The organism is Pseudoneobacillus rhizolycopersici (genome assembly GCF_054786815.1).
In genome coordinates this window covers 224,129-248,638 of sequence record NZ_JBTOOE010000004.1, presented here as the reverse complement: position 1 = coordinate 248,638, position 24,510 = coordinate 224,129, and the positions used below count along the sequence as shown (strand labels likewise).

General features: G+C 43.5%; 20 protein-coding genes. 6 read left to right on the top strand and 14 right to left on the bottom strand.

Translation table 11 applies throughout. The features are described from left to right. Positions 1–60: 60 nt before the first annotated feature. A complete protein-coding gene (locus tag ACX9YW_RS06885; RefSeq protein ID WP_460343829.1) occupies positions 61–915 on the top strand; it encodes a LysR family transcriptional regulator in 855 nt (284 codons plus the stop codon). Positions 916–968: 53 nt separating this feature from the next. Here the strand turns inward: ACX9YW_RS06885 and ACX9YW_RS06880 are convergent, their stop codons facing one another. Beyond that, positions 969–1,919: a hypothetical protein gene (locus ACX9YW_RS06880; RefSeq protein WP_460343826.1), complete on the bottom strand. Its 951-nt coding sequence runs from the start codon at positions 1,917–1,919 to the stop codon at positions 969–971. A 621-nt stretch (positions 1,920–2,540) separates the two neighbouring features. On the opposite strand from ACX9YW_RS06880, the gene ACX9YW_RS06875 reads away from it, so the two are divergent. Then, the gene (locus ACX9YW_RS06875) at positions 2,541–2,696 is read left to right on the top strand and encodes a hypothetical protein (RefSeq protein ID WP_460343823.1); all 156 of its coding nucleotides are present in this window, start codon (positions 2,541–2,543) and stop codon (positions 2,694–2,696) included. 113 nt (positions 2,697–2,809) lie between these two features. On the opposite strand, the gene ACX9YW_RS06870 is transcribed toward ACX9YW_RS06875, so the two are convergent. The 3 genes from ACX9YW_RS06870 to ACX9YW_RS06860 form a co-directional block, all read right to left on the bottom strand. Then, positions 2,810–3,853 (bottom strand): F0F1 ATP synthase subunit beta, encoded by a 1,044-nt coding sequence (locus ACX9YW_RS06870; protein WP_460343821.1) that lies wholly within the window; start codon positions 3,851–3,853, stop codon positions 2,810–2,812. A 117-nt stretch (positions 3,854–3,970) separates the two neighbouring features. Then, positions 3,971–4,756: a molybdate ABC transporter substrate-binding protein gene (gene modA, locus ACX9YW_RS06865; protein WP_460343818.1), complete on the bottom strand. Its 786-nt coding sequence runs from the start codon at positions 4,754–4,756 to the stop codon at positions 3,971–3,973. Between the two features lie 24 nt (positions 4,757–4,780). Next, positions 4,781–6,058: an MFS transporter gene (locus ACX9YW_RS06860; protein ID WP_460343815.1), complete on the bottom strand. Its 1,278-nt coding sequence runs from the start codon at positions 6,056–6,058 to the stop codon at positions 4,781–4,783. A gap of 159 nt (positions 6,059–6,217) precedes the next feature. Between ACX9YW_RS06860 and ACX9YW_RS06855 the strand changes: the two genes are divergently transcribed. After that, positions 6,218–7,273, top strand: a complete 1,056-nt coding sequence (locus ACX9YW_RS06855) for an LLM class flavin-dependent oxidoreductase (RefSeq protein ID WP_460343813.1) — start codon at positions 6,218–6,220, stop codon at positions 7,271–7,273. 41 nt (positions 7,274–7,314) lie between these two features. On the opposite strand, the gene ACX9YW_RS06850 is transcribed toward ACX9YW_RS06855, so the two are convergent. The 5 genes from ACX9YW_RS06850 to ACX9YW_RS06830 all read right to left on the bottom strand — a co-directional run bounded on the left by ACX9YW_RS06850 (position 7,315) and on the right by ACX9YW_RS06830 (position 13,433). Further along, positions 7,315–9,255, bottom strand: coding sequence for an FtsX-like permease family protein (locus ACX9YW_RS06850; RefSeq protein ID WP_460343810.1), 1,941 nt, complete (start codon positions 9,253–9,255; stop codon positions 7,315–7,317). Next, positions 9,245–10,006 (bottom strand): ABC transporter ATP-binding protein, encoded by a 762-nt coding sequence (locus ACX9YW_RS06845; RefSeq protein WP_460343929.1) that lies wholly within the window; start codon positions 10,004–10,006, stop codon positions 9,245–9,247. The genes ACX9YW_RS06850 and ACX9YW_RS06845 overlap by 11 nt, the downstream gene beginning before the upstream one ends. Positions 10,007–10,159: 153 nt before the next feature. Further along, the gene (locus ACX9YW_RS06840) at positions 10,160–11,158 is read right to left on the bottom strand and encodes a sensor histidine kinase (RefSeq protein WP_460343807.1); all 999 of its coding nucleotides are present in this window, start codon (positions 11,156–11,158) and stop codon (positions 10,160–10,162) included. Then, on the bottom strand, positions 11,155–11,844 hold the full coding sequence (locus ACX9YW_RS06835) for a response regulator transcription factor (RefSeq protein ID WP_460343804.1): 690 nt from the start codon (positions 11,842–11,844) through the stop codon (positions 11,155–11,157). The genes ACX9YW_RS06840 and ACX9YW_RS06835 overlap by 4 nt, the downstream gene beginning before the upstream one ends. Positions 11,845–11,849: 5 nt before the next feature. Next, positions 11,850–13,433 (bottom strand): serine hydrolase domain-containing protein, encoded by a 1,584-nt coding sequence (locus tag ACX9YW_RS06830; protein ID WP_460343801.1) that lies wholly within the window; start codon positions 13,431–13,433, stop codon positions 11,850–11,852. A 105-nt stretch (positions 13,434–13,538) separates the two neighbouring features. Between ACX9YW_RS06830 and msrA the strand changes: the two genes are divergently transcribed. After that, a complete protein-coding gene (gene msrA / locus ACX9YW_RS06825) occupies positions 13,539–14,495 on the top strand; it encodes a peptide-methionine (S)-S-oxide reductase MsrA (RefSeq protein ID WP_460343798.1) in 957 nt (318 codons plus the stop codon). A 197-nt stretch (positions 14,496–14,692) separates the two neighbouring features. Here the strand turns inward: msrA and ACX9YW_RS06820 are convergent, their stop codons facing one another. The 3 genes from ACX9YW_RS06820 to ACX9YW_RS06810 all read right to left on the bottom strand — a co-directional run bounded on the left by ACX9YW_RS06820 (position 14,693) and on the right by ACX9YW_RS06810 (position 17,439). Continuing rightward, positions 14,693–15,622, bottom strand: a complete 930-nt coding sequence (locus ACX9YW_RS06820) for a YitT family protein (protein ID WP_460343795.1) — start codon at positions 15,620–15,622, stop codon at positions 14,693–14,695. 93 nt (positions 15,623–15,715) lie between these two features. Further along, positions 15,716–16,978, bottom strand: coding sequence for a GGDEF domain-containing protein (locus ACX9YW_RS06815; protein WP_460343792.1), 1,263 nt, complete (start codon positions 16,976–16,978; stop codon positions 15,716–15,718). 86 nt (positions 16,979–17,064) lie between these two features. Then, positions 17,065–17,439 (bottom strand): VOC family protein, encoded by a 375-nt coding sequence (locus tag ACX9YW_RS06810; protein ID WP_460343789.1) that lies wholly within the window; start codon positions 17,437–17,439, stop codon positions 17,065–17,067. 166 nt (positions 17,440–17,605) lie between these two features. Here ACX9YW_RS06810 and ACX9YW_RS06805 point away from each other — a divergent pair, with 166 nt between their 5' ends. Then, positions 17,606–18,811 carry an MFS transporter gene (locus tag ACX9YW_RS06805; protein WP_460343786.1) on the top strand — a complete coding sequence of 402 codons (1,206 nt, stop codon included), beginning with the start codon at positions 17,606–17,608 and terminating at the stop codon, positions 18,809–18,811. Between the two features lie 46 nt (positions 18,812–18,857). Here ACX9YW_RS06805 and ACX9YW_RS06800 read toward each other — a convergent pair whose 3' ends face one another. Together ACX9YW_RS06800 and ACX9YW_RS06795 are read right to left on the bottom strand one after the other, a co-directional pair. After that, positions 18,858–20,513, bottom strand: a complete 1,656-nt coding sequence (locus ACX9YW_RS06800; protein WP_460343783.1) for a glutamine--tRNA ligase/YqeY domain fusion protein — start codon at positions 20,511–20,513, stop codon at positions 18,858–18,860. A 176-nt stretch (positions 20,514–20,689) separates the two neighbouring features. Then, on the bottom strand, positions 20,690–22,480 hold the full coding sequence (locus tag ACX9YW_RS06795; RefSeq protein ID WP_460343780.1) for a TIGR04190 family B12-binding domain/radical SAM domain protein: 1,791 nt from the start codon (positions 22,478–22,480) through the stop codon (positions 20,690–20,692). 363 nt (positions 22,481–22,843) lie between these two features. On the opposite strand from ACX9YW_RS06795, the gene ACX9YW_RS06790 reads away from it, so the two are divergent. Continuing rightward, the gene (locus tag ACX9YW_RS06790; RefSeq protein ID WP_460343777.1) at positions 22,844–24,499 is read left to right on the top strand and encodes a glycoside hydrolase family 13 protein; all 1,656 of its coding nucleotides are present in this window, start codon (positions 22,844–22,846) and stop codon (positions 24,497–24,499) included. Positions 24,500–24,510 lie beyond the last annotated feature (11 nt).

Below are 24,510 nucleotides of genomic sequence, written 5' to 3'. Positions count from 1 at the left end.
CATGTTTTTGATGGATAACATGAGTAAAATTCATGTAAGCGAGGGTGGAGGCTGGTAGTATTGAGTATAAGTAAATATAGGGTATTGATGAAGGTCGTCGAGCTTGGCAGCCTAACGAGAGCAGCGGAGGAGCTAGGCTTTACCCAATCCGGTGTCAGCCACACGATTAATAGTTTAGAAGATGAATTCGGATTCTTATTGCTGACGAGGAGTCGTTCTGGGGTAAAATTAACCCCGAATGGCGAGCAAATTTTAAAAACAATCGGTGAAATTCTGAAATGGAATGAGCATTTAGAGCAGGAGGTTGCCTCGATTCACGGCATGGAGACGGGGACGATTCGGATCGGAACGTTTACGAGTGTATCGGTGCATTGGCTGCCTGTGATTTTGAATGGATTTAGCCGAGACTTCCCGAATATAGAGGTGAAGGTTATGGAAGGGAATTATCGGCAGATAGAGGATTGGATTGCCCAGGGCAAGATTGATTGTGGGTTTTTATCATTGCCGACCTTGGATAAACTGGATGTGATTCCCTTGAAGAAGGATCAGATGATGGTCATTTTGCCAATGGATCATCCGTTAAGTGGTCAGCCTTCTGTGAATTTGGCGCAGCTTGCGGGGGAGCCGTTTATTATGCCGCGAGAGGGTGGCGATGATGACATCAATCGCGTACTTGGCAAGTTGGTGCCGAATGTGAAATTCGTAGTCGCTGACGACTATGCGATTATGGCGATGGTGGAACAGGGGCTTGGGGTCAGTATCTTGCCTGAGTTGGTTTTGCGTGGACAGCATCGCCAGATTTCTATCGTTGGTTTGGGGGAGTTTCGGTCACTTGGAATAGCAGTGAATTCGTTGCAGGATGCCTCTCCAGCGGTAAGGAAGTTTTTGGAGTATGTGAAAAACTATTTATTATAAAAAATTAACCGAATTACCCAGTTTTTCATGGGCAATTCGGTTTCATTTTGGGCCTATTTTTTAATCATGATTTTTGAAGTACGATCCTTTAGAACACCGGTTAAGTACGTATATTCCTTCGCTTCAGCTGAATTTGGGTTTTTCGCATAAGCGTGCTCACTTGGGTAGATAGTGAAGTACGTATCTTTTCCGTTTGAGCCGATTTTATGAAGGAACGGGTGGTCCTGATAATAGCTCGATTTCACTTGCTTATCGGTTAATTTTATTAGCGTGACAATTAATACGTCTTTTTTAGTTTTGGCATCTTTATAATAAATGTTCGTACATGGTGGATTGCCTTGTTCATTTTTACAAGTTGAATCTTTTGCTGAAATTTTGTCCATGTCTCTTTTTTGTAACTGTAGGTTGTAGCCTAGTTTGCTTTCAAAGGTTTTAATGTCTTTTGCATTATTTTCTAAGTTCTGTTCATTGATGGATTCTGGTGTGTTCCAAATCCCGACTGCTTTTTCATTGGATGGACCTAAGTCCTTGATGAACCATTGGCCACCGATTTTTACTAGCGTAAGCTTCGCGCGGTCAACCCCTGCAAAACCTGTGGAAGTCGCTAATTCGAATTCGACCACAACGGTTAGCGATTTGTCTTGATTCTCTTTTTCGCTAATTACCTTAAACGATTCGACCCATGGACTGGAAGCTCCTGATACCCAGTGGAATGCCTCGAAGGATTGCTTTAATCCTACTCTAGATTCCTTTGTGAATAGAGCATATTGGAGGGCGGCGTTGCGATCTTTGACTGCGGTTGCCCACAGTTTAATAGTTCCTTCTGCTGTAGTAGGCACAATCGCTCTTTCCAACATTTCTAGTCTTTCCTCAATGGAGCCTTTTTCCACCACTTGTTGGACTGGCGTTACCTCATTACGAGGCTGTTGGCCGGCATAAGCCGTATAGGAGGCTGTTGTGATTCCCATTACTAATGCGGTTGCTAAAATAAATGATTTCTTCATAATTCATTTTCCTTTCATCATTGAAGTTTCTTTTGATGACAAGGGCCCTTTGTCATTTCCAATTATTTAGACGAAGTAAGTTGGGTTTCGTATCAAGTTTTTTGGAAAAATTTTATTTTATTTGGAAAAATAGGGTAATTTAGCTTTTATATTCTTAGTTCGGACAAAATGGCCGATAAAAAGCGAAACAGAGTCCGAGCAAGGCACGAGTTTGGACAGAACGAGGTTGAAAAAGAGAAACAGAGTCCGAACAGGGTGTGAGTTCGGACGGACTAGGTTCGAAAAAGCAAAATGAAGTCCGAACAGGGCATAAGTTCGGACAGGACGAGGTTGAAAAAGTAAAATGGAGTCCGAACAGGTCATAAGTTCGGACAGGACGAGGTTGAAAAAGCAAAATGGAGTCCGAACAAGGCACGAGTTCGGACAGGACAAGGTCAAAAAAGCAAAATGAAGTCCGAACAGGGCATGAGTTCGGACAGGACAAGGTCAAAAAAGCAAAATGAAGTCCGAACAAGGCACGAGTTCGGACAGGACAAGGTTGAAAAAGCAAAATGGAGTCCGAACAGGGCATGAGTTCGGACAGGACAAGGTCAAAAAAGCAAAATGGAGTCCGAACAGGGCATGAGTTCGGACAGGCTAGGTTCGAAAAAGCAAAATGGAGTCCGAACAAGGCATGAGTTCAGACAGGACGAGGTCAAAATGGGCTTTATCGGTCACGAAAAAGAGCAAATCGTGACAGCAAAAGCCCTCTCGGTCACGAAAAAGAGCAAATCGTGACAGCAAAAGCTCTCTCATTCATGAAAAAAAAGCTAATCGCTCCCGGGAAAAATCTCTCTCGGTCACGATTAGCTTCATATCACACCCACTCAATTACCCTAACTTTTACCAGCTTAAAGCTTTCCGATATAATCCAATGCTTTCAGTTCTTCCGAGTCCATTCCGCCGTCAAGAATTTTGCGAACATCGTTTAAGGTGTCCTTTATCTCAACGGATTCACCCTTTTTGCCGGTATAAGCTTCTGCGACATAAAACGGCTGGGTGAGATAAGCTTCTAGTCGTTCGCCCCTACTATAGGTTTGCTCTTCTGAAGCTGGAATCGAACTTAATCCGCGTGCATTCGCCAAAGAACGCAATTCACGATAGCGGCGTAATAGTTTTTGCGCTCGTAATTGGAGAGATAGATGGTTTTGATCGAGGTGAATACCCTCTAGGACAGATGATGTTGAAGAGATAGGATTGACCGCAGGGAATCGATGTCTAGCTGTGAGGTCTGCGTCGAAGTGCCACAATGTTTCAAGTGGTCCATACGGAAGCTCTTCATCCATTGCCTCCCCTTTTAAATCTAGTAGGAAAGTTGTCACCGATTGAACATGGGATGCTTGGAATTGCTCCTGAAGCTTATAGATTGCTCCCGTTAATACATGGGAACGGTCAGCGGCAAACAGAACATCAACATTTCCACCTAGGGAAACGGCTTTCTCATAAGCCTGCTCAATTGAATCTACTAAAGCGTCAACATAATCAAGCATGTCACTGATTTCAGGGTAGTTTCCTTCCGGCTTCAGCAAGATAGTAAAGTACCCTTCTTGTTTTAGTCGGTAAAATAATTCCGATAGCACGACTAACTGTCCCATTCCCGGACGCGCCACCAAACCAACCGTGCCGCCCTTGGCAATCGGAGCAAATAAATCCAATGTCTTAATTTTGGTTTCAATCATCTCGACGGTCTCCCCTCGTAAAATTAATTCATCTAAACTACATTCCGCTAATGTTGCCAACGCGACTAGCGTACGAACCTCAGCACGCCCGACTGGGATTTTCCCAGTACATAAATTCGATACGGTTGCTGGACGTAAACCGATTGATTTTGCCGCACTCGTCAGGTTTGGCACCTTTCTACGCAATAACGGAACATTCAAACGTATATTTTCCAATATTTACACCTCCTAGTTTCATAGTAATAAAAATTACGTTTAAAAGCAATAGGTAATTACCTTATAAAGTAAAAATATTTACCTTAAAATAAAAAAACCAACAAAGATGCTGGTTTTTTATTTTAAGCTTTTAAACCCATACTTCTCAAATACCTTTATTGATTCATCCTTTTGCAGGTATTCATAGAACAGTTGGGCTTCTTTTTTATGTGAGCTTTTTTTAATCATCCCGACAGGATAGATGATTGGCGCATGAGCCGTTTCCGGTGCGGTTGCGACAATATCAACCTTAGATGAAATTAAGGCATCCGTTTTATAAACAATACCCGCATCGATATTGTTTGTTTCCACATAGGTGAGCACCTGGCGAACGTCCTTTGCGTAAACCACCTTGTCCTCGAGGGATGGCCAAACTTGGATATTTTCTAATGTTTCCTTGGCGTACTTTCCGGCTGGGACTGTTTCAGGGGTGCCGATGGAAACTTTTTTAGCTTTAGGAAGGTCTTCAAAAGCTTTGATGGCTTGATCCCCATCCTTTGGCACGACTAAAACTAATTCGTTGCCGACTAAATCGATGCCTTGGCCAGGGTTGATGAGCCCCTTCTCTAATAAAGCATCAAATTTATCTTCAGCCGCCGAGAAAAATAAGTCGACCGGAGCGCCTTGAGCGATTTGTTGCTGGAGCGCACCGGAAGCACCAAAGTTGAAAAAGATTTTAACATTAGAATATTCTTCTTCAAAATTAGCCTTAATTTCATCTAAGGCGTTTTGTAGGCTTGCTGCTGCGGAAACCGTTAATTCAACTTGCTTCTCGGAAGCTTTTTGGTTTTCCCTGTCGTCCTTGGCGGTGCAACCTGATAAAATCAGCAAAATCATGGCGATAGATAGACAAAGTTTCTTCAAGGCGTTCATCCTTCCAATGAGACATTAATTTTTTCGAAACCAGATAATAACTGGAACTAGCAAAAATGACAAAAAGCCACCAATGAGAGACAGGGTCGCAAAACTGGTATGTGCCGCAATGATCCCGGAAAGCGCGCCTCCGGATGCTCCGGCCAGAGCGACGAATACGTCGACAGACCCTTGCGTTTTCGCACGCGATTTAGGGCTGGTAGAATCAACAATGAGCGCGGTTCCACTAATTAAGCCTAAGTTCCATCCAAGGCCAAGCAAAGCTAAGGCGATGGTGATGAAGATCATGGAATCAGGTGGTGCCATCGCAGCAACAACCCCTGAAGCAAGAAGGGTGATACCTGATGCGATAGCCATTGCTAGCCGCCCAATTTTATCAACGAGTCGCCCCGTTATAAGCGATGGCAGAAACATCGACCCTGCATGAATACCGATGACGAGACCGACATCCCCGAGGTCATGTCCATGATGACCCATATGGACTGGTGTCATTGTCATAATCCCAACCATAACGATTTGCGATAAAATCATCACGACTGCGCCAACGACAATGCCACGTTTGTTCACTTCTTGTGGGGCACTAAGGGTGTTTGCTTGTTGATTTTCGCGTTCTGTCAGTGCTTTTGCCACAAAAAGTGGGTCAGGACGAAGGAAAATAAATAAAATCGATCCAGCTAGCAGAAAAACAAAGGCCGACAGGATAAATGGTCCTGCTAAGGCTGGGACCCCTACCCCTTTTGCAAAGTTCCCCATCACATTGACAAGGTTAGGACCTGCGACTGCCCCAAAGGTGCTTGCCACCAAGGTCATACTGATGGCTGTTGCCCGCTGATTGGCATTGGCGAGGTCGGTTCCCGCGTAGCGAACTTGGAGATTGGCGGCAAATCCTGACCCATAAATGAAAAGGGCCGCAAATAGAAGGAAAATATTATTGGTCATCGCGGCGATTAGAACACCAATCGCACCCATTCCTCCTGTTAAAAAACCGGCGGCAAGCCCGAGACGGCGTCCATGTCGTTGCGAAAGCCGGCCGATAACATACGCCGCTAACGCAGATCCTAAGGTGTACATCGCTGCCGGTACCCCGGTGATGCTGTCACTGCCGAGCATATCCTGGGCAAGCAGCGCCCCTACTGTGATCCCCGCAGCAAGTCCGGCACCGCTGAATATTTGTGCGATTGCGACAATCCATAGCGTTCGTCGGTAAAGTGCCGTTTGCTTTTCAGGTGAACCGAGATAGGTTTGAAATTTATTTTCTAAGGTCAATGCCTCTCCTTGTTTTTGTGGTAACATTCGCACCACCCCCTCTTCTTCTTCATTATTAAGTTTATCAGCGGATTAAAATTAGTAAATAAAATTGGTCACAATAAATGGTATGGAGTTCAAAAACTTGAAAGTGAGTTGTAGATGTCTCAAAATGGAGATACTTGAAAGTAGGAGGTATTTTTTAGAATGGAAATTGGTATTAGTACGTTTGTTGAAACAACGCCAGATCCGATAACAGGCAAGGTAATCAGCCATGCCCAGCGATTGCGTGATGTGGTCGAGGAAATTGTGTTAGCCGATCAAGTTGGCTTGGATGTATTTGGTGTCGGTGAGCATCATCGTGAGGATTTTGCGGCATCTGCACCTGCGATTGTATTGGCAGCGGCAGCGTCACGGACGAAACGGATTCGGTTAACGAGTGCGGTGACAGTGTTATCTTCGGCTGATCCTGTCCGAGTTTTTCAAGATTTCGCGACAGTGGATGCGATTTCGAATGGTCGCGCCGAGATTATGGCTGGACGCGGCTCCTTTATTGAGTCGTTTCCGTTATTCGGTTTTGATTTAAAGGATTATGACGAGTTATTCGATGAGAATCTGGAGCTTTTGTTAAAAATTCGTGAGTCGGAAAAAGTAACATGGCGCGGCGGCCATCGTCCGGCGATTCACGATCGTGGTGTTTACCCTAGACCAGAGCAAAATCCCCTTCCAGTCTGGATTGGTAGCGGTGGAAACTCCCAATCGGTTATTCGCGCTGGGTTGTTAGGATTGCCGCTTGTGTTAGCGATTATTGGTGGCCGTCCAGTTCAGTTTGCACCATTGGTAAAGTTGTATTACCGTGCCGCAGCTCAAGCCGGTCATGATATCAGTAAGCTGTCCGTTGCATCGCATTCCCATGGGTTTGTCGCAGAAGATACAGCGATGGCGGCAGATCAATTTTTCCCATCAACACAGTATGTAATGAACGTGCTTGGTCGCGAGCGGGGCTGGGGGCAATATGACCGTTCAAGTTTTGATGCCGCTCGTAGCTTTGAAGGTGCGCTATACGTTGGCGACCCAGAGACGGTAGCACAGAAGATTATACATTTACGTAAAAATGTTGGCGTCACTCGTTTTATGCTGCACTGTCCGGTTGGCTCAATGCCGCATGAGCTGGTAATGAAGTCGATTGAGCTATTAGGAAAAGAAGTCGCTCCACGCGTCCGCGAAGAGATTGCGAAATGGGAAGCTGCGGGCGGGGAATAGAAAACGGGTCGAGGCACTAAACCTCGACCCCGTTCACCCAATCATAGCGCTTCGCGAATGATTTTTTTATAATAATAGACCGATAACACCCCAAAAATGGAATAAAGCCCCGTGTAGATGATCATGACGATGATCATTGGCGTCCAGACTTCCGTACCGAAAAGGAACCAGCCTGATTGGACGGCAAAATAGCTGTGTAGAAGGCCAATGATTAGCGGAATCCCAAAATTAAAGGCTTGCTTCACGCGGATTCCCTTCAATAAATCAGTTTGAGTAAAGCCAAGTTTGCGGAGAATCGTGTAGCTTGGCTGCTCCTCTTCGCCCTCGCCCATCTGCTTAAAATAAAGGATACATCCAGACGTAATCAGGAACGTTAAGCCAAGGAAACCGACGATAAACATCGCTAGCCCAATGACTTCTTTCTGATTATTACTCATCTCCAAACGTGAATCATGAGATCGCTCATTTTTAAAGGTCATTCTTGTAAAAATATCGTTAGCCTTTTCTAGCTGATCTTCATTTTTCAAGTGGATTCCAATAAATAGAGAGGATTCCCTTTGAATCGCAGGATTCATGTCAGCTTTCAACTGGTCGAATACCGTTTGATCAACGATGGCAACAGGTGAACCGCCGCTTGTGAAATACCAGGAAACAGGGAAATCCTTTTCTAAACCGAGGTAGTCTAACTCGATAGTAGACTTCAGCCCCTTTAAAACAACTTTTCCACTTTCTTTTAGCGTCATAAACTTCTGCAGTAAATCGTTGTATCCGGTAAAGACGGTCTCTTCTGGAGATACATCTTTGTCGGTCACATCTTTCTCGCTAATCACGGCTAATGACATATTTTTTGTATCAGTTATTAATTTGCCAGCATCCATAATCGACTCTAAATTCGCGTTCACCATCAGAACGTCAATTTGTTTTTCCGTAAAAGGAATATTTTCCGCTGTTAGTGCTTTCGAAAATGCTTCATAGTCCTCTTTATTATTAAAAGAGAAGTCCCCAGCAACCTGGTTTTCTGCTGATTTTTCCGCGGAAAAATACGAAATATAGCTAAGTGATAATAACCCGATGGCCAGCGCCGAAACGGTCGTTATAATGGTTAATAATAACGCATTTGATTTCATTCGAAACATGATGGATGACAGTGATAAGACCTCGTTAATGTTCAAATAACCGTTTTTCTTTTTGCGGATTAGGTTGAAAATAAAGCTAACCGAACCCTTGTAAAATAAATAAGTCCCCAGAATCACGGCTCCTAAAATAAATGCCATTGCTAAAAACAGCTCCATCATCGTGACCAAATCACCGCTAAACAATTTGGAAGAGACATAATAACCGGAGATGATGAAGGCAATCCCCAGGATTCCTAGTAAAATTTCAAACACGGATAATTTTTTAACTTTCCCTTCGGCTGAGGAAGTCACCCTAAATAGGTTTAGGATCGTCTGCCTTTTAATAAAAAGATAGTTTGTCAGCATGATAAACAAGTAAATAATCGCGAAGACAATCACCGTTTGCAAGAATGCCTTATCTGAAAAATGTAGCGTGGCAATTGCGTCAACATGGGTGATTTTTAATAGCGTCATTAACACCAATTTAGAAACCGCAAAGCCGAGAAAGATTCCAATTAACATCGACCCGAAATAAAGGATAAAGTTTTCGGTTGTGAGGATGCGAAAGATTTTTCCTTTTGTCATCCCAATTAGTTGGAATAAGCCAATTTCTTTACTGCGTCGTTTGATGAAAATATTATTGGCATATAAAAGGAATATCGAGACAATGGCTACCAAGAGGATGGAAGCTGTTCTGATGGCTGCTCCTCCTTTAATCGTACCCTTTGTTGCATCCATCGCCGGGTCGTATTGCAGGGTGACAAAGGCGAAATATAAGGCAACGCTAAAAATTAATGCAAACACATAAAGAAAATAGTTTTTGAGATTTTTTTTCAAGTTTCGGAAGATGAGCTGATTAATGTTCATTTTGCACCCCACCTAAGATTCCTTGCGTTTTCATTATGTCTTTAAAGAATGTTTGTCTTGATTGATCGCCTTTATACAATTGCGTATAGATTTGCCCGTCTTTGATAAAAACAACGCGGTTAGAGAAACTTGCTGCTAATGGGTCATGAGTGACCATCACAATCGTCGCATTACGCTTTTGATTTAAATCGCTTAGTTTATTTAGGAGGTCGGAGGCTGATTTCGAATCTAGCGCCCCGGTTGGCTCATCGGCGAATATAATGCTTGGTTCATGGATAAATGCCCGCGCCGCTGAGGTCCGTTGTTTCTGCCCACCAGAAATTTCGTTCGGGTACTTATCTTTTATTTCATAGATTCCCAGTTCTTCAGCCACATCTTTGAAAAGCTGGTCGGCGGCTTTTCTAGATACGTTTGAAATCGATAGCGGTAACAGGATATTCTCCTTGACGGTCAGCGTATCAAGCAGGTTGTATTCCTGAAAGATAAATCCTAAATGGTTCTTGCGGAACTCAGCCAACTGCTTTTCCTTCATCGCCGTCATTTCCTTGCCCTCGATACGGATCGTACCTCCACTGACCTTATCGATTGAAGATAGCACATTCAGCAAGGTCGTTTTCCCCGAGCCTGACGCCCCCATTATACTAACAAATTCTCCTTTTTGAACTTGGATATCAATCCCCTTCAACACTTCCTGTTTATTAAACTTATTCCCATAACTTTTTTGAATCTTCGTCGCTTCTAAAATCATCATCGTTTCCCACACTCCACATTTGATAATCCCATTATAGCCCCAACCCGAAACCCCATCCTTCGAATCACCTAACAAACAAACAAAAGCATGTGACATTATTGTCACATGCACGCTTTAGTGCTTTAAAGCATGTGGGGACTGTCCCGCTGCGCTTTAAAGTGTTAAAGTGTTAAAGTCGTTTTTGCGTGGGAATGTGAGGCTGGCGGTGGTTCCGTTGCCGAGTTGTGATTGGATGTTGATGTGTATGTTTAATGGTTGGGCGATTTTTTTGACTAGGAATAGCCCCATACCGGTTGCTGCGTTGTCGTGATGGTTGGCGGTTGAGGTGAATCCCTTTTCAAAGATTCGCGGCAAGTCAGCTTGGGAAATCCCCCGGCCAAAGTCCTGAACCATTAGTTTTGTTTGTTCGTCCTCTTGATAGCTTTTAATGATAATGTCGGAGGCCTCGCTATATTTAACGGCGTTTGTCAGTAGCTGCCGGATGATAAAGGCAAGCCATTTGGCATCGCTTAAGACGCGCGGCACCGCTAACTCCACCTCAAAGCCAATTCCCTTCTGAATGCACCATGATTGCAGCGTTTTAATCTCTTGATAGATAATCGTTTTTAAATCAAGCTCGTCCATAAATAAGTCATTTTCGATAAATGGAATCCGCTTTTGATGGAGCTGGGTATCAAGCAATAGATGAATCCGCAACCATTCATGGGCAATCGACGCCTTTAACGGGTCCTGCAGTCGGTCAATCATTAGGTGCATCGCCGTTAACGGTGTTTTTACCTCGTGAATCCACGCCAACAGCTCGTCCTTTTCCAGCTCTAGAGCGACCCAATTCTGCGTAACGGATCTTTTAAGCGCTTCCGTCTGATTGGTTAGACTGTCTTCGATGATTTTTTCAAATGGACTTTCCGCAGCGTCAAGGTGGGTTAAATCAAGCTCATTCTCCCATTCCGTTAAACTTCGAAAATATCTCGTTTCTCTGAAGTAGCGAATCAATAGAAATGGAATGAAAATCAGTAAGGACAAGAAAAAAATATAAAAAGTAGCATGCAATGGAATACTTGGGTCCGTATAGCTTACAAAAAAAATCAAAGATTGTAAGATAAAAAAGAGGAGAATCCAGCTACGCCGTTCCCGTAAAAATGCTCTAATCATAGGGATTCCCCTTCCAATGCCATATAGCCTTGACCAACCTTTGTTTCGATAAAATGACCGAGGCCAATTTCATCAAGTCGCTTTCGCAGCCGGTTGACATTGACCGTTAACGTATTGTCGCTGACAAAGCGCTCGTCTTCCCATAGACTTCTGATTAATTCCTCGCGGCTGACAATTTTGTTTTTCTGCGTAATCAACTGTTTTAAAATGAATAGTTCATTTTTGGTTAGTTCGATACTTCCTGTTTCATTGGTGACCGTATTTTTATCATAATCAATCGTTGCCCCGCACCAGGTTTTCAGCGTGTTCTGCTCCGTGCTGTAATTATAGGTACGACGGAGGATTGCTTGGATTTTCGCAATTAGCACTTCAAAATGAAACGGTTTTTGAATGAAATCGTCGGCACCCATCTGCATCGACATGACCATGTCGGTTGGGTGGTCCCGTGATGATAAAAACAAAATGGGCACATTGGAATGGGAACGAATCATCCGGCACCAGTGAAAGCCGTCAAACTTTGGCAGTTGAATATCAATGATAATTAAATCTGGTTTGACTTCGGCAAATTCTTGGAGAACATGGGAGAAATCGTTAATTCCATACACATCATAGGACCAGCTAGTGAGCCGTTCCTTGATTTCTTGAAAAAGGGTAACATCATCCTCAATTAATAATAGTTTGAACATCGGTTTCACTCCATTTGTTTCGGATAACGCCAGGCATAGCCAAATTCCAAGTTGGTTTGGCCATGGACGTCAATAAAACGGATTAGACCATATTCCTTGGTGAGGAATTGATTGTGCTTAATGGCTTGTCCGACGAATCGTTTATTGGTTGGCTGCTCCTGAATGATGAACTGGTTTTCTTCAATGTAAACTTCGTACGATTCTCGACCATCATCATAGCGACCCTGCCAAGCTTTCCAGTCTTCAGGATTCCATTGGTAATCTTGTACAAATTCCGGGCAGGCACTGCTGTTGATCATCAAGCACTTTTGGGTTTGGAACTTCGGGAAACCAACCGTAAAGCGGATTTGACCTTGCTCATCCTTACAAACAAAAATATCGTTGCGATAAGGTGTTAGTTCGTAGGCTTGGCCATCGTGGATTAAATTCCAGTTTTCCCCCTCTTGATCAAGCTGGAATAGCCCGTAATAACTGTGTAAATAAGTAGCTTGATAGTTGGCGAGATTCGGTATTTCGTCGTTGGTCTGTAGTTCTTCCTGTCGGGGACTCTTTTCTTGTTTTAGCAGTTCATCGACGATCTCGTAGCCGGCCTGGAAGATATTTTCCCCGTTTGCCAATGCGATTACGGCGATTCCCTTTTCCGGAACGAGGATAAATTGACTGGAATACTGATGGCTATACTGGCCATAATGCCAGAAACGAGTAATCCCATCCTTCGTTTCTTTGAAAAAAGTAATCCCACAGCCGCCATCGCTCAGGTTATACCATTTGCTTTGCTCGCTCCTCATTTCTTTGATCGAGGATGCCTGTAGGATTTGGTTATTTTGGTAAAGCCCTTCGTTTAAGTGGAATTGGGCAAATTTTATTAAATCCGCAATCGACGAAAAGGCATAATAAGACGGATAACTGGCCGCATTATCGAAAAATTGCTGTGCCGGTACTAATTTTCCATTTTGATCATGCTCATGCGCTAGTGCTAGCGACTGGGTCATCGCCCTCAATGGCTGATAGGTCGTTTGCGTCATCTCCAACGGGTCAAACAACATTTCCTGGATAAGGGTTGCAAATGGTTTATTGGTTACCTGGGTCGCTACGAATCCGGCAATATTTAAGGCGTGATTGCCATAGGAATAGGCTGTTCCCGGGTCGAAAAGAATGGGTAATGTTGGAACGACTTCCTTCATGTATTCTAATAATGCCGATTCATTGTAGTGGAAGCTTAAGCCCCCTCCGGTCGGCAGTCCCGATGAATGGGACAGAAGCATCCGAATGGTGATGAGCTTCGAGCGTTCCGGGTCTGCCGTTGTGAACCATGGAATGTAATCTTGGACCGTCTTATCCAAATCAATCAGGCCCTTTTCCACTAACATCATCATAACCGTGCCGGTAAAAAGCTTACTGACGGAGGCAATCCGGAATAGTGTATTCGGGCCAACCGGGGTCCCCCACTCTTCAAGGGTTGTACGTCCAAATCCTTTTGATAGGATGATTTCATTGTTTTGAATGACGGCAAAGGCTGCGCCTGGGATTCGATTACTTTCCATTGATTTTTCAATGATACTTTCAATATTGTCTTGTAGGAATGACATACAGTTCGTACTCCTTTGTAATTATCTTTTTTTATCATACAATAAAAGGTAGTGGAATTCCTTTTTGTTAGGGAAATTTTTTACAAATAATAAGGAGTGAATCGCATGTCTGGAAAGTTTGAGTTGGCGACATTTGCCGGCGGCTGTTTCTGGTGTATGGTGTCACCATTTGATGAGCAGCCGGGGATTATCGAGGTGGTTTCAGGATATACAGGTGGTCATAAGGAGAATCCAACCTATGAAGAAGTGTGTTCGGATACAACCGGGCATTATGAGGCGGTCCAGATTACGTTTGATCCAGCCATATATCCTTATGAGAAGTTATTAAAGCTGTTTTGGCAGCAAATTGATCCGACAGATGCGGGCGGACAGTTTAATGACCGCGGGCTTTCGTATCGGACTGCTATCTTTTACCATAATGAAGAGCAACGTTCCGAGGCGGAGGCTTCAAAGGCGGAATTGGCTGCAAGTGGACGGTTTTCGGCACCGATTGTGACGGAAATTCTGCCGGCAGGTCCGTTTTATCGAGCGGAGGAAAAACATCAGCATTATTATAAAAGAAATCCGTTCCACTATAATCTTTATCGCGAGGGATCTGGCCGAGCTGGATTTATTCGTGAAAATTGGAAGAAACGGAAGAGTGATGAGGAGCTGAGGGAAGAATTAACCCCGCTGCAGTTTGAGGTCACACGTCGTAACGCAACCGAGCCGCCGTTTCGTAATGAGTTTTGGGATCATACAGAGGACGGCATTTATGTCGATATTATCTCGGGTGAGCCATTGTTTAGTTCTAAGGATAAGTATGATGCCGGCTGTGGTTGGCCGAGCTTTACGAGACCGATTCGCCGCAATGAAATCGAGGAGAAATTTGATACCTCACATGGGATGAGACGAATCGAGGTTCGCTCCAAAACGAGTGACTCCCACCTCGGACACGTCTTCGATGACGGCCCAGGCCCGGACCATGCACGCTACTGTATTAATTCCGCCGCACTACGGTTTATCCCAAAAGACAAACTCGAAGAAGAGGGATACGGCGAGTTTTTCGGATTATTTGACTAAGAAGGTTTTAAAGTAAAGATTTCGTTGGTTCCCAAACCGAGAGGAGTCAGCGGAGTTTGGGAATTAAAAGGCTAAGTTAATTCCCAAACTCCGAAGAGTCGGCCAAGTTTGGGAATAAAATGACCTAGTTAATTCCCTAACTTCGCCAATCGATCCAAGTTTGGGAATTTACAGCCTCACCTAGGCCAAATATGACTTCAATGATACCTCTTTAATGTTATATCGATCATTTTCGAGGCAATGTAGTAGGCAAATAAGGAATAAACAACGCGATCCCAGCCGAAGACGAATCCGGAGCTGGCAAAGATGAAGATATTAAGAAATAGGATGACGTTGCCGACGGAGAATGGGGTTCTGCGGTTTAGCAGGATCCCTAGAATTTCCGTGCCATCAAGGGAGCCGCCATGGCGAATCACCAATCCTGCCCCTACTCCTAAGAAAACGCCACCGAAAAGCGACGCGGATAAAGAGTTGTCCGTGGCGACCGCGACATTATAAAGCGTCAAAGTCCCCAGTGATAGGATGGTAATTCCCAAAAGGGTGGCCAGAACAAAATTGCGGCCGATTTGTCGATAACCAAGATAGAGAAAGGGGATGTTTAACACCAATAGGAACAATTCAAGCTTTAGCCCCGTTAAATAGCTCATCATGATAGAAATACCAACAATTCCACCATCGATGATTTTATTTGGAACTAAAAAGAGCTCCAACCCAACGGCGACAAATAAAGCTCCGGCCGTTACAAAAAAAGCGCGTAATACTTTTCTAATAATCGGTCGTTTTTGCCGCTCTAAGCGGACATGGTCCACCGACATAAATTTTAACATGATAAAAGCCGGCAGAAGAAAGCCAACCGTGCCTTCCACCAATGCCACCCCTTTGGCCCAGCCAACCGCGATGTCCCCACTAAAATCATCAAAAAATAAGGCCTTTAGACTAAATTGTAACGAATTTCGCCATTTTTCCATTAATAGAACGGGCTGCCCGTCTGAGGGAAGAATACTAATTAAAGGACCAAGTCCGGTGATATCCAAAAAGAGGTAAATGACCGCAAATGTGACCAACACATTGACATAGAGAAAAAGAAAATTCATTAGGGCATAGGTTTTATTTTGAAATGCATGCATTCAATCATGTTCCTTTCTAAAGTGGACAGGTATTAAATTTTATGAGGGAAAAGAAAAGCTTATGTTTTCAAACCTAAAAAAAGACTCTGTCATTCAGACAGAGCCTTTAGCGCGGTTTTGGGTAGCTTGGCCATTTATGGCGGAAACCGTATTTCGACCGGATTGTTTTGATTGGAGCAGTAAGTGGTCGGCAAGTACATAGCCTTTTTCCATTGGGAGTTTTTCATTTATTTTAATATAATACAGCCCAAATGACGCGGTATAGACAAGGGTGGTCATTTCGGAACGAAATTCGACCTCGACACTGGTTTTCTCCACCTTCATTTGAATCTGCTTCACTAGTTTCTGACAATGCTCAAAGGTACGTCCTCTTAAGAAGAGAGTGAATTCCTCGCCACCGCTTCGAAATAAGTAATCTTCTTTGGTTATAAAACTGTTTAGTGTCTCGGCAAAATGGCGAATCACTTGATCTCCGACGGCATGGTTGTAGTTATCATTAATGCGTTTAAATTTATCGATATCCACAACGACGATGCCGATGTACTCTTCACTTTGATTAAGTTTGGCTATTATTTTGTCCATAAAGGCTCGATTGGGAATACCAGTTAAAAAATCGGTATAGGCCATTTGCTCAAATTTATCGCGTTCCATTTTATCCTCGATATTTTGCTCTTTAGAAATAAACGAGCGACTAACGATATAATTTAAAATAAATAAACTAATCATCATTTCCCATTGCTGCTCTTGCAAGAAAAGGTAAAGCAGCCCGTTCGTAAGCGCTACTTTTGCAATATCCAAGCTAGCTCGACTTCGCCGGAAGAAGGTATAGGCTTCCTTGAACGTTTTCATATCGCCTTTGATAAAGAAAACAATCATTAAAGAGAGATTAGAAAGAATCGATAATAATAACGTGAGCAAAAATACTAGAATCCAGTAACCAAAAGGAATCTGTTGAAAAAAGGGAAGGAGAGCAACATACAAATAATAGCCAATCGAAGTGGTGACGACAAAGACTCCTATGTTATAAAGCGTGTCTAAAAATTCACCGGGGTCAGCCGTTTTTGACCTTTTTTTCGCCACATAGACAGTAAAACGATAGAGAGATTCGAAAATGAATAAACCTAACGGACCTGCAAAAAGCACAAAGGCAAAGCTATAGCTAATTCCGTAATCAATATTGGTCTGGCCGTTCTTTATTAAAACACGAAGGTGATAGTAAAGACTGGAGAAAAGCCAAAAGATGAATAATGATATAACAAAAATGGATCGGTCTATCGGAACCCTTTCGGAAAAAAACGCAATGGCGACAGCGGCAAAAAATAGTGATAAGTCCCAATACCTGGCTTTATCCCACATACAAACACCTCCTTGCAATTATTTTACCATAAAGTATTCTTTCTAAAATAGGAAGGAGGGACCACCAGAGTAGTCCCCCCTTAACATTATTCAACAGTGATTTCACTCATTAACGCATGGATATTCCCCTCTGAATCGTTGAAAAACGCCATCCACGTTTCCATTTGCCCGATTTTCGCAATGAGATGCGGCTCATCAATAAAGGAGACACCTTTTTCTAGTAGATTTTCATAGGACTTTTTAATATCCTCTACTTGGAAATAGAGAACGGAGCTACGGTCTGGAAATTGGTCATTTTCATTGAGACTTACGAGTAAGCGTACTCCTTGGCAGTCAAAGAAAGCAAGGTTACCTGTATTAAACAGAAGCGGTAGTTCTAAAGTCTCCTGGTAAAATTGCACCCCTCTGGCAAAGTCTTTAACAGGAACGCCAATTTGACCGATTTTTTGGATGTGTGGCATTGATATCTCTCCTTACTTTTTCGTTTGTCATAACTATTCGGCACTGGGGTAGGACAATCCTTTATTATTATTGAAACTAATGGATGACCTCTGTCAAGACACCTGTTAGAATGAGATGGTAGGAATTAAGGTAAACTATTACATAATGGCATTTACGGAGGGACGTATGGCTAGAAAGAAAGAATTTTCCAAGAAAAGATTGCTAGGAGTTGCCGGACTTGGCTGGATGTTTGATGCGATGGATGTCGGGATATTATCCTTTATTATTGCCGCATTGAAGACAGATTGGGACCTATCTGTTGAACAAATGGCTTGGATCGGTAGCATTAACAGTATTGGTATGGCCGTTGGGGCGCTAGTGTTTGGCGTTATGGCTGACCGAATCGGTAGAAAAAATGTCTTTATCATCACCCTATTATTATTTTCAGTCGGCAGCGGCGTATCGGCTTTTGCCACAACGCTATCGTTCTTTTTAATGTTGCGGTTCTTCATTGGAATGGGCCTAGGTGGAGAGCTTCCGGTTGCTTCGACGCTTGTATCGGAAAGCGTGCCGGCTGATCAGCGCGGCAAAGTGGTCGTCTTGCTTGAAAGCTTTTGGGCAGGTGGTTGGTTAGTTGCGGCATTGATTTCTTATTTTATCATTCCTAAATGGGGTTGGCAGGCGGCTCTATTGATTAGCACGTTACCGGCTTTTTATGCCCTGTATTTACGCATGAATTTGCCTGACTCACCACGCTTTACTTCCTTAAATCAAAAGGACAAGCTCTCGGCAGTAGAGAGTATGCGGCGACTTTGGACGAGGGAGTATGCTCGGCCAACATTAATGCTATGGATTTTGTGGTTCTGTGTGGTTTTCTCCTATTATGGGATGTTTTTATGGCTGCCAAGTGTGATGGTGATGAAGGGTTTTAGTCTGATTAAAAGTTTCCAATATGTCTTAATCATGACATTGGCACAGTTGCCAGGTTATTTTACTGCCGCATGGTTGATTGAACGAATGGGTCGAAAGTTTGTGTTAGTGACTTATTTAATAGGGACGGCTGTTTCCGCATATTTCTTTGGTGTGGCTGAGGGCTTAACATTGTTGATTGTTTCGGGAGTTTTCCTGTCATTCTTTAATTTAGGGGCTTGGGGTGCTTTGTATGCTTATACACCTGAGCAGTATCCGACCAATATTCGCGGAACTGGTGCAGGAATGGCGGCTGCTTTTGGACGTGTCGGCGGAATTTTAGGGCCGCTGTTAGTTGGTTATTTGGCAGCGCAAAAGTATGAAATGTCTTTGATTTTTACCATCTTCTGTGCCGCTGTGCTAGTTGGGGCAGCTGCCGTATTGTTTATGGGGCAGGAAACGAAGAATAAGGAACTAGTTTAAGTGCATTGAAAAAGGCTAACTTCTTTGGGAGAAGTTAGCCTTTTTTTTATAATTTAAACGAACTTTTCAATGATACGACGCGGTTGAAGACGATTTTTTCTTCGGAAGTCAGCTTTGGATCGACATTAAAGTAACCATGACGGAAGAATTGGAACTTGTCATGCGGCTGAACGTCTTTCATGTTATTTTCAACGAAGCCTTGAAGAATCACTAATGAATGAGGGTTAACTTTTTCAAGGAAACTCTTTCCTTCATCTTCTTCCTCATTTGCTTCGTCTAAAATTAACGGCTCAAATAAACGGAATTCTGCTGGCACCGCTTGAGTCGCCTCCACCCAATGAATCGTCCCTTTCACTTTACGACCAGTAAAGCCTGTGCCGCTCTTTGTTTCCGGGTCATAGGTGCAGCGGATTTCAACTACTTTACCAGTTTCATCCTTGATGATTTCTTCACATTTGATGAAGTAAGCATGCTTTAATCGAACCTCATTACCAGGGAAAAGACGGTGATATTTCGCTGGTGGGTTTTCCATGAAATCGTCTTGTTCAATGTAAATCTCGCGGGAGAATGGAATTTGGCGCATTCCCATGTCTGGGTTTTCCGGATTAATTTCCGCATCCAACATTTCCACTTGCCCTTCTGGATAGTTCGTGATGACCACTTTAAGTGGCTCAATGACACCCATTGTTCGCGGCGCTTTTAATTTGAGATCTTCACGCATAAAATGCTCAAGCATTTGTGTGTCGACCGTTCCAGATGTTTTGGCAACGCCAAGCTCACGAACGAATGCTTTGATAGCATCAGGCGTGTAGCCCTTGCGTCGGAGGCCAGAAATCGTCGGCATCCGTGGGTCATCCCAGCCGTCAACAAAGCCTTCTTCCACAAGTTGCTTTAGTTTACGCTTACTCATAACCGTATTGGTTAGATTTAGGCGACCAAATTCAATTTGCTGTGGTTGGCTAGTCATGTCACAATTTTCAACGACCCAATTGTAAAATGGACGTTGGTCCTCGAACTCGATTGTACAAATGGAGTGGGTTACATCTTCGATCGCATCCTCTAGTGGATGAGCGAAGGCATACATCGGGTAGATACACCATTTATCGCCAGTGTTATGGTGAGTGGCATGGGCAATTCGGTAGATGACAGGGTCACGCATGTTGATATTCGGTGATGACATGTCGATTTTGGCGCGTAGCACCTTCTCGCCGTTTTGGAATTCACCATTGCGCATTTGCTCGAATAAACTTAAGTTCTCATCGATGGAACGATCGCGGTACGGGCTGTTTTTCCCTGGTTCCGTTAACGTCCCACGGTACTCGCGGATTTCGTCAACTGTAAGATCATCCACATAAGCGAGTCCTTTTTTAATAAGGAGAACGGCACGATTGTACATCTCTTCAAAGTAATCAGAGGCGAAGAAGAGCCCGTCCCAATCGTAGCCAAGCCATTTCACATCTTCTTTGATGGATTGGACAAATTCGGTGTCTTCCTTTAATGGGTTGGTATCGTCAAAACGCAGGTTCGTTTTGCCGCCAAATTCATCAGCTAAATCAAAGTTAATCACGATCGACTTGGCATGGCCAATATGTAAATATCCGTTCGGCTCCGGTGGAAAGCGCGTGATAACTTTTTCGCGTTTCCCTGTCTTTAAATCATCAATAACAATATTTCGAATAAAATTTGCAGGAGTGTTTTCCAACTTCCTCAACCTCTCTCGTTAAACTCTATCGCTAACAGTATATATAACATAATTTTAATCAATTTTCCAACCTCACTTTAGCGCTTTAAAGGATGTGGGGACAGTCCCCACATCCTTTAAAGCGCTAAAGCGGTGGGGGCACAGCCCCCGCCGCTTGGTATGGAATATTTATTTTGTTAGGCATCCTCTAACTTAACTTGTTTTCGTGCTTGCGGGTAGAGCTGCTTTTTCACTTTCATAACATATTCCTCAAACAACAGCTCCAAACCAACTGTCGCCAACGAGAAGAAGTTCGCATAATGCTTCTGGACTTCCCACTTTAGCTCATTTTTGCCGCAAATACTATATTCATTGAGGGCATCAAACTCACTCTTCAACTTAGCTAAATCATCAATCCTAAGAACTGGCGCAACGGCCAATAGCTCATCGATTCGGGCAATATAAGCCTGTGAGCGTTCAATTTTGGACTGAATATCCCGATGCGCCTTATCATCAATAAGCCGATATTTCAACTTAAAATCATTCAATTTTTTAGCAGATTCATAGGTAGCATCAACGATATCGTCCCGCGACATCGACGTGGTTTCATAGCTTAACATATGCTTCCAAGAAGGCTGCGTGATCGCCTTACGATGATCCTCGAGCGTGTGGCACAGTTTTTTATAACCAAATTTCTCAGGATTTTCAAAGGCAGCACTTGCTGGGTCGAGGAATGGCGCAAGCGGTGCGACAAAATAAGCTAATCGACGATCCTGACCGCAAGCATTATGAATGTCCTCGATAAAGTCAATATTTTCTAAGGCGCTTTGTTTTGTTTGATCAGGAATTCCAGTCATAAAGAATAAATCGATTTTGGAACAGCCATGCTTGAGGGCATACTGAAGCGTTTCAATCACTTTTGAATTGGTGCAATGGAATTTTCCGTTGTGACGACGAATGTTCTCATCATGGGTCTCCAGTGTCAGCTCTAAGCTATATTTTGGAACAGATTCATTGATTTTCTGAAAAAATTCCTCATCGGCATATTGGAAAAGTTCAAAGACAAGCTCATTTTTCAGCGGTAATTTTTTTAATCGATCAAAAAATTCATTCACATATTCTTTGCCGCCCTGGCGAATGTCGTGGAGGATAAAAATCGGTGCTCGACTGAATCTGGAAATGAACACAATATCCTCAATGAGCTTGGCCGGTGAACGTAAGGCAAGACCGGTGCGGCCGCAGTTTTGCGAATAGGCCTCTTTTGACCCGCCGCAAATTAAGCATTTTTGCGTACAACCCCGTGCCGTTAAAATCGCCGTATTCGGATACTGCAGCCAGTCCTTATAGGGAAGGGGGTCAAGGAAGTTTTTATATTTAAACACAGAGCGAATCGTGTAGCGATAGCCAGGTACATCAAACTCATCAAGATGGCTCGGGACGTAGGAAAGCGGGTTGACTTTAATGATATTGCCGCTTCTCCAGGTTAAGTTTGGGATCCCCTCATAATGCCCCGTTTTCGCCTCGATTTCGTTCATTAGCATCAGCATCAATTTCTCGGTTGAATCACCGCGAACGACAAAATCAATAAATGGATATTCCATTAAATCCTTGTGGTAATAGGACGCGGACAACCCGCCAAAAATCATCGGTATGTCAGGATGCCATTTTTTTACGATCTTCGCAAGTTCAATACTGCCATGGGCGTGTGGCAGCCAATGCAAATCAATTCCAAATGCCCACGTCTTAATTTTGCTAAGTTTTTTCTCGACATTAAAGTTTTCGTCTAAAAGCATCCGGTTAGCAATGTTGATAATTTTCACCCTTAAACCATAGCGTTCGAGATAATCGGCAATGCTTGTTAACCCAATTGGATACATTTCAAATACAGGTGAAGATGGGACAACATCGCTAATCGGCCCGGCGAGAATGGAATTTTTCCGGAAATCATAAACACTTGGCGCATGGAGAAGCACTAAATCGTATTTCATCTTAATCACCTTTCCCTTTTTGTGAATAAATTCACAATTATATCTATATTAGGCTGTGTTAAAGGTCATTGCTGATTTAGCACCTGTTGATTGGAGCGGAAATCAACAGTCTGCTTTAACACAGCCATATTTATAAAATAATCGTATCATAGAAAAATACGGTTAATTGTGTCGATTTGGGTAATACTGGATTCGTATTTTCATAGTGAGAATGGTAATTAGGATAGAAATAAATCGTTCCAACCTACCAAAAAGTAAACTATCATTGAAAAACCGCATAATAGACGGTAAACTACAGATAGACATGTATGTGCAATCGATTGCACAACGAAAACTACTAACAAAAAAATGAGGTAATAAAATATGACAAAAATTTGGTGGAAGGAAGCCGTTGGGTATCAGATTTATCCGCGCAGTTTCCAGGATTCGAATGGCGATGGGATTGGTGATCTTCAGGGAATCATCCAACGTCTCGATTATATAAAGGATTTAGGGATTGATGTTATTTGGATTTGTCCCATGTATAAATCACCGAATGACGATAACGGGTACGATATTTCGGATTACCAGGATATTATGGAAGAATTCGGAACAATGGCTGATTTTGACCAGCTTTTACAGGAAGTCCATAGCCGTGGCATGAAGCTGATTATTGACCTTGTGCCGAACCACACGAGCGATGAACATCAGTGGTTTGTGGAATCACGTTCTTCTAAGGATTCAGCGAAACGAGATTGGTATATTTGGCGTGATGGTAAAAATGGTGCCGAGCCAAATAACTGGGAAAGCATTTTCGGCGGCTCCGCTTGGGAATATGATGCCGGGACAGACCAGTATTATATGCACTTGTTCTCCGTTAAGCAGCCTGACTTAAACTGGGAAAACCCAGATGTTCGCGAGGCGGTTTATGCGATGATGAATTGGTGGCTCGATAAAGGGATCGATGGCTTCCGAATCGATGCGATTAGTCATATTAAAAAACGTCCTGGTCTGCCGGATATGCCGAATCCGGACAATGTGCAGTATGTTTCCTCCTTCGATATGCATATGAATCAGGAGGGCATCCATCCCTTTTTACAAGAAATGAAGGACAAAACGTATGGCAACTATGATGTGATGACCGTCGGCGAAGCGAATGGCGTGAAAACTGAGGAGGCCCATCGCTGGGTTGGCGAAGCGGAAGGTAAAATGGACATGGTGTTCCAATTCGAGCATCTTGATCTTTGGAACGCTGAGAAAAAGAAGGAATTAGACGTTCTTGGTTTGAAACGGGTGCTGACGAAATGGCAAAAAGGGCTTGAGAAGGACGGCTGGAACGCGCTGTTCATCGAAAACCATGACAAGCCACGGGTCGTTTCGACATGGGGCAATGATGACGAGTTTTGGTATGAAAGTGCGACTTCGCTTGCAGCGATGTACTTCTTAATGCAAGGGACACCATTTATTTACCAAGGCCAAGAAATCGGGATGACCAATGTGCAGTTCCCTTCGATAGACGATTACGACGATGTCGCGATTAAAAATATGTATCGTTTGAAGCGGGAAGCGGGTGTCTCCCATGAGGAGATTATGGAAATCATTTGGGCCTCTGCACGTGATAACAGCCGGACGCCGATGCAGTGGTCGGCGGAGGAGCAGGCTGGTTTTACAACGAGTACCCCGTGGATGAAGGTAAACCCGAACTACATGAAGATTAATGTGGCGAAACAATCGGAGGAAGCGGATTCTGTCCTGTCTTTTTATAAGAAAATGATTCTTCTTAAGAAGAATAACCCAGTGGTGTTCACCTATGGGGTGTATGACCTAATCGATGCCGATCATCAGCAAATTTATGCGTACACACGAACCGGCGAAGGCGATAAGGTACTGGTATTGGCGAATTTATCAAAGTCGGTGGCGGAGTTTGCGGTTGGCGAGTTAGGGCTTGATGCGCTTCTTTTGAATAATTATCCTGTTGCGGACGAGAGCGATGTTCTTCAGTTCCGTCCTTATGAAACAAGAGTTTATCGGTTGACATAACTAGCAGCGGC

Bases quoted from the DNA above. Each gene is read 5' to 3' on its own strand.
- ACX9YW_RS06835 (WP_460343804.1), bottom strand. From the start codon at position 11,844: ATGTTCAAACTATTATTAATTGAGGATGATGTTACCCTTTTTCAAGAA.
- ACX9YW_RS06830 (WP_460343801.1), bottom strand. From the start codon at position 13,433: ATGTCATTCCTACAAGACAATATTGAAAGTATCATTGAAAAATCAATG.
- ACX9YW_RS06810 (WP_460343789.1), bottom strand. From the start codon at position 17,439: ATGCCACACATCCAAAAAATCGGTCAAATTGGCGTTCCTGTTAAAGAC.
- ACX9YW_RS06875 (WP_460343823.1), top strand. From the start codon at position 2,541: ATGAGTTCGGACAGGCTAGGTTCGAAAAAGCAAAATGGAGTCCGAACA.
- ACX9YW_RS06880 (WP_460343826.1), bottom strand. From the start codon at position 1,919: ATGAAGAAATCATTTATTTTAGCAACCGCATTAGTAATGGGAATCACA.
- ACX9YW_RS06860 (WP_460343815.1), bottom strand. From the start codon at position 6,058: ATGTTACCACAAAAACAAGGAGAGGCATTGACCTTAGAAAATAAATTT.
- ACX9YW_RS06845 (WP_460343929.1), bottom strand. From the start codon at position 10,006: ATGATGATTTTAGAAGCGACGAAGATTCAAAAAAGTTATGGGAATAAG.
- ACX9YW_RS06805 (WP_460343786.1), top strand. From the start codon at position 17,606: ATGGCTAGAAAGAAAGAATTTTCCAAGAAAAGATTGCTAGGAGTTGCC.
- ACX9YW_RS06840 (WP_460343807.1), bottom strand. From the start codon at position 11,158: ATGATTAGAGCATTTTTACGGGAACGGCGTAGCTGGATTCTCCTCTTT.
- ACX9YW_RS06850 (WP_460343810.1), bottom strand. From the start codon at position 9,255: ATGAACATTAATCAGCTCATCTTCCGAAACTTGAAAAAAAATCTCAAA.
- ACX9YW_RS06795 (WP_460343780.1), bottom strand. From the start codon at position 22,480: ATGAAATACGATTTAGTGCTTCTCCATGCGCCAAGTGTTTATGATTTC.
- ACX9YW_RS06855 (WP_460343813.1), top strand. From the start codon at position 6,218: ATGGAAATTGGTATTAGTACGTTTGTTGAAACAACGCCAGATCCGATA.
- ACX9YW_RS06820 (WP_460343795.1), bottom strand. From the start codon at position 15,622: ATGCATGCATTTCAAAATAAAACCTATGCCCTAATGAATTTTCTTTTT.
- msrA (WP_460343798.1), top strand. From the start codon at position 13,539: ATGTCTGGAAAGTTTGAGTTGGCGACATTTGCCGGCGGCTGTTTCTGG.
- ACX9YW_RS06790 (WP_460343777.1), top strand. From the start codon at position 22,844: ATGACAAAAATTTGGTGGAAGGAAGCCGTTGGGTATCAGATTTATCCG.
- ACX9YW_RS06815 (WP_460343792.1), bottom strand. From the start codon at position 16,978: ATGTGGGATAAAGCCAGGTATTGGGACTTATCACTATTTTTTGCCGCT.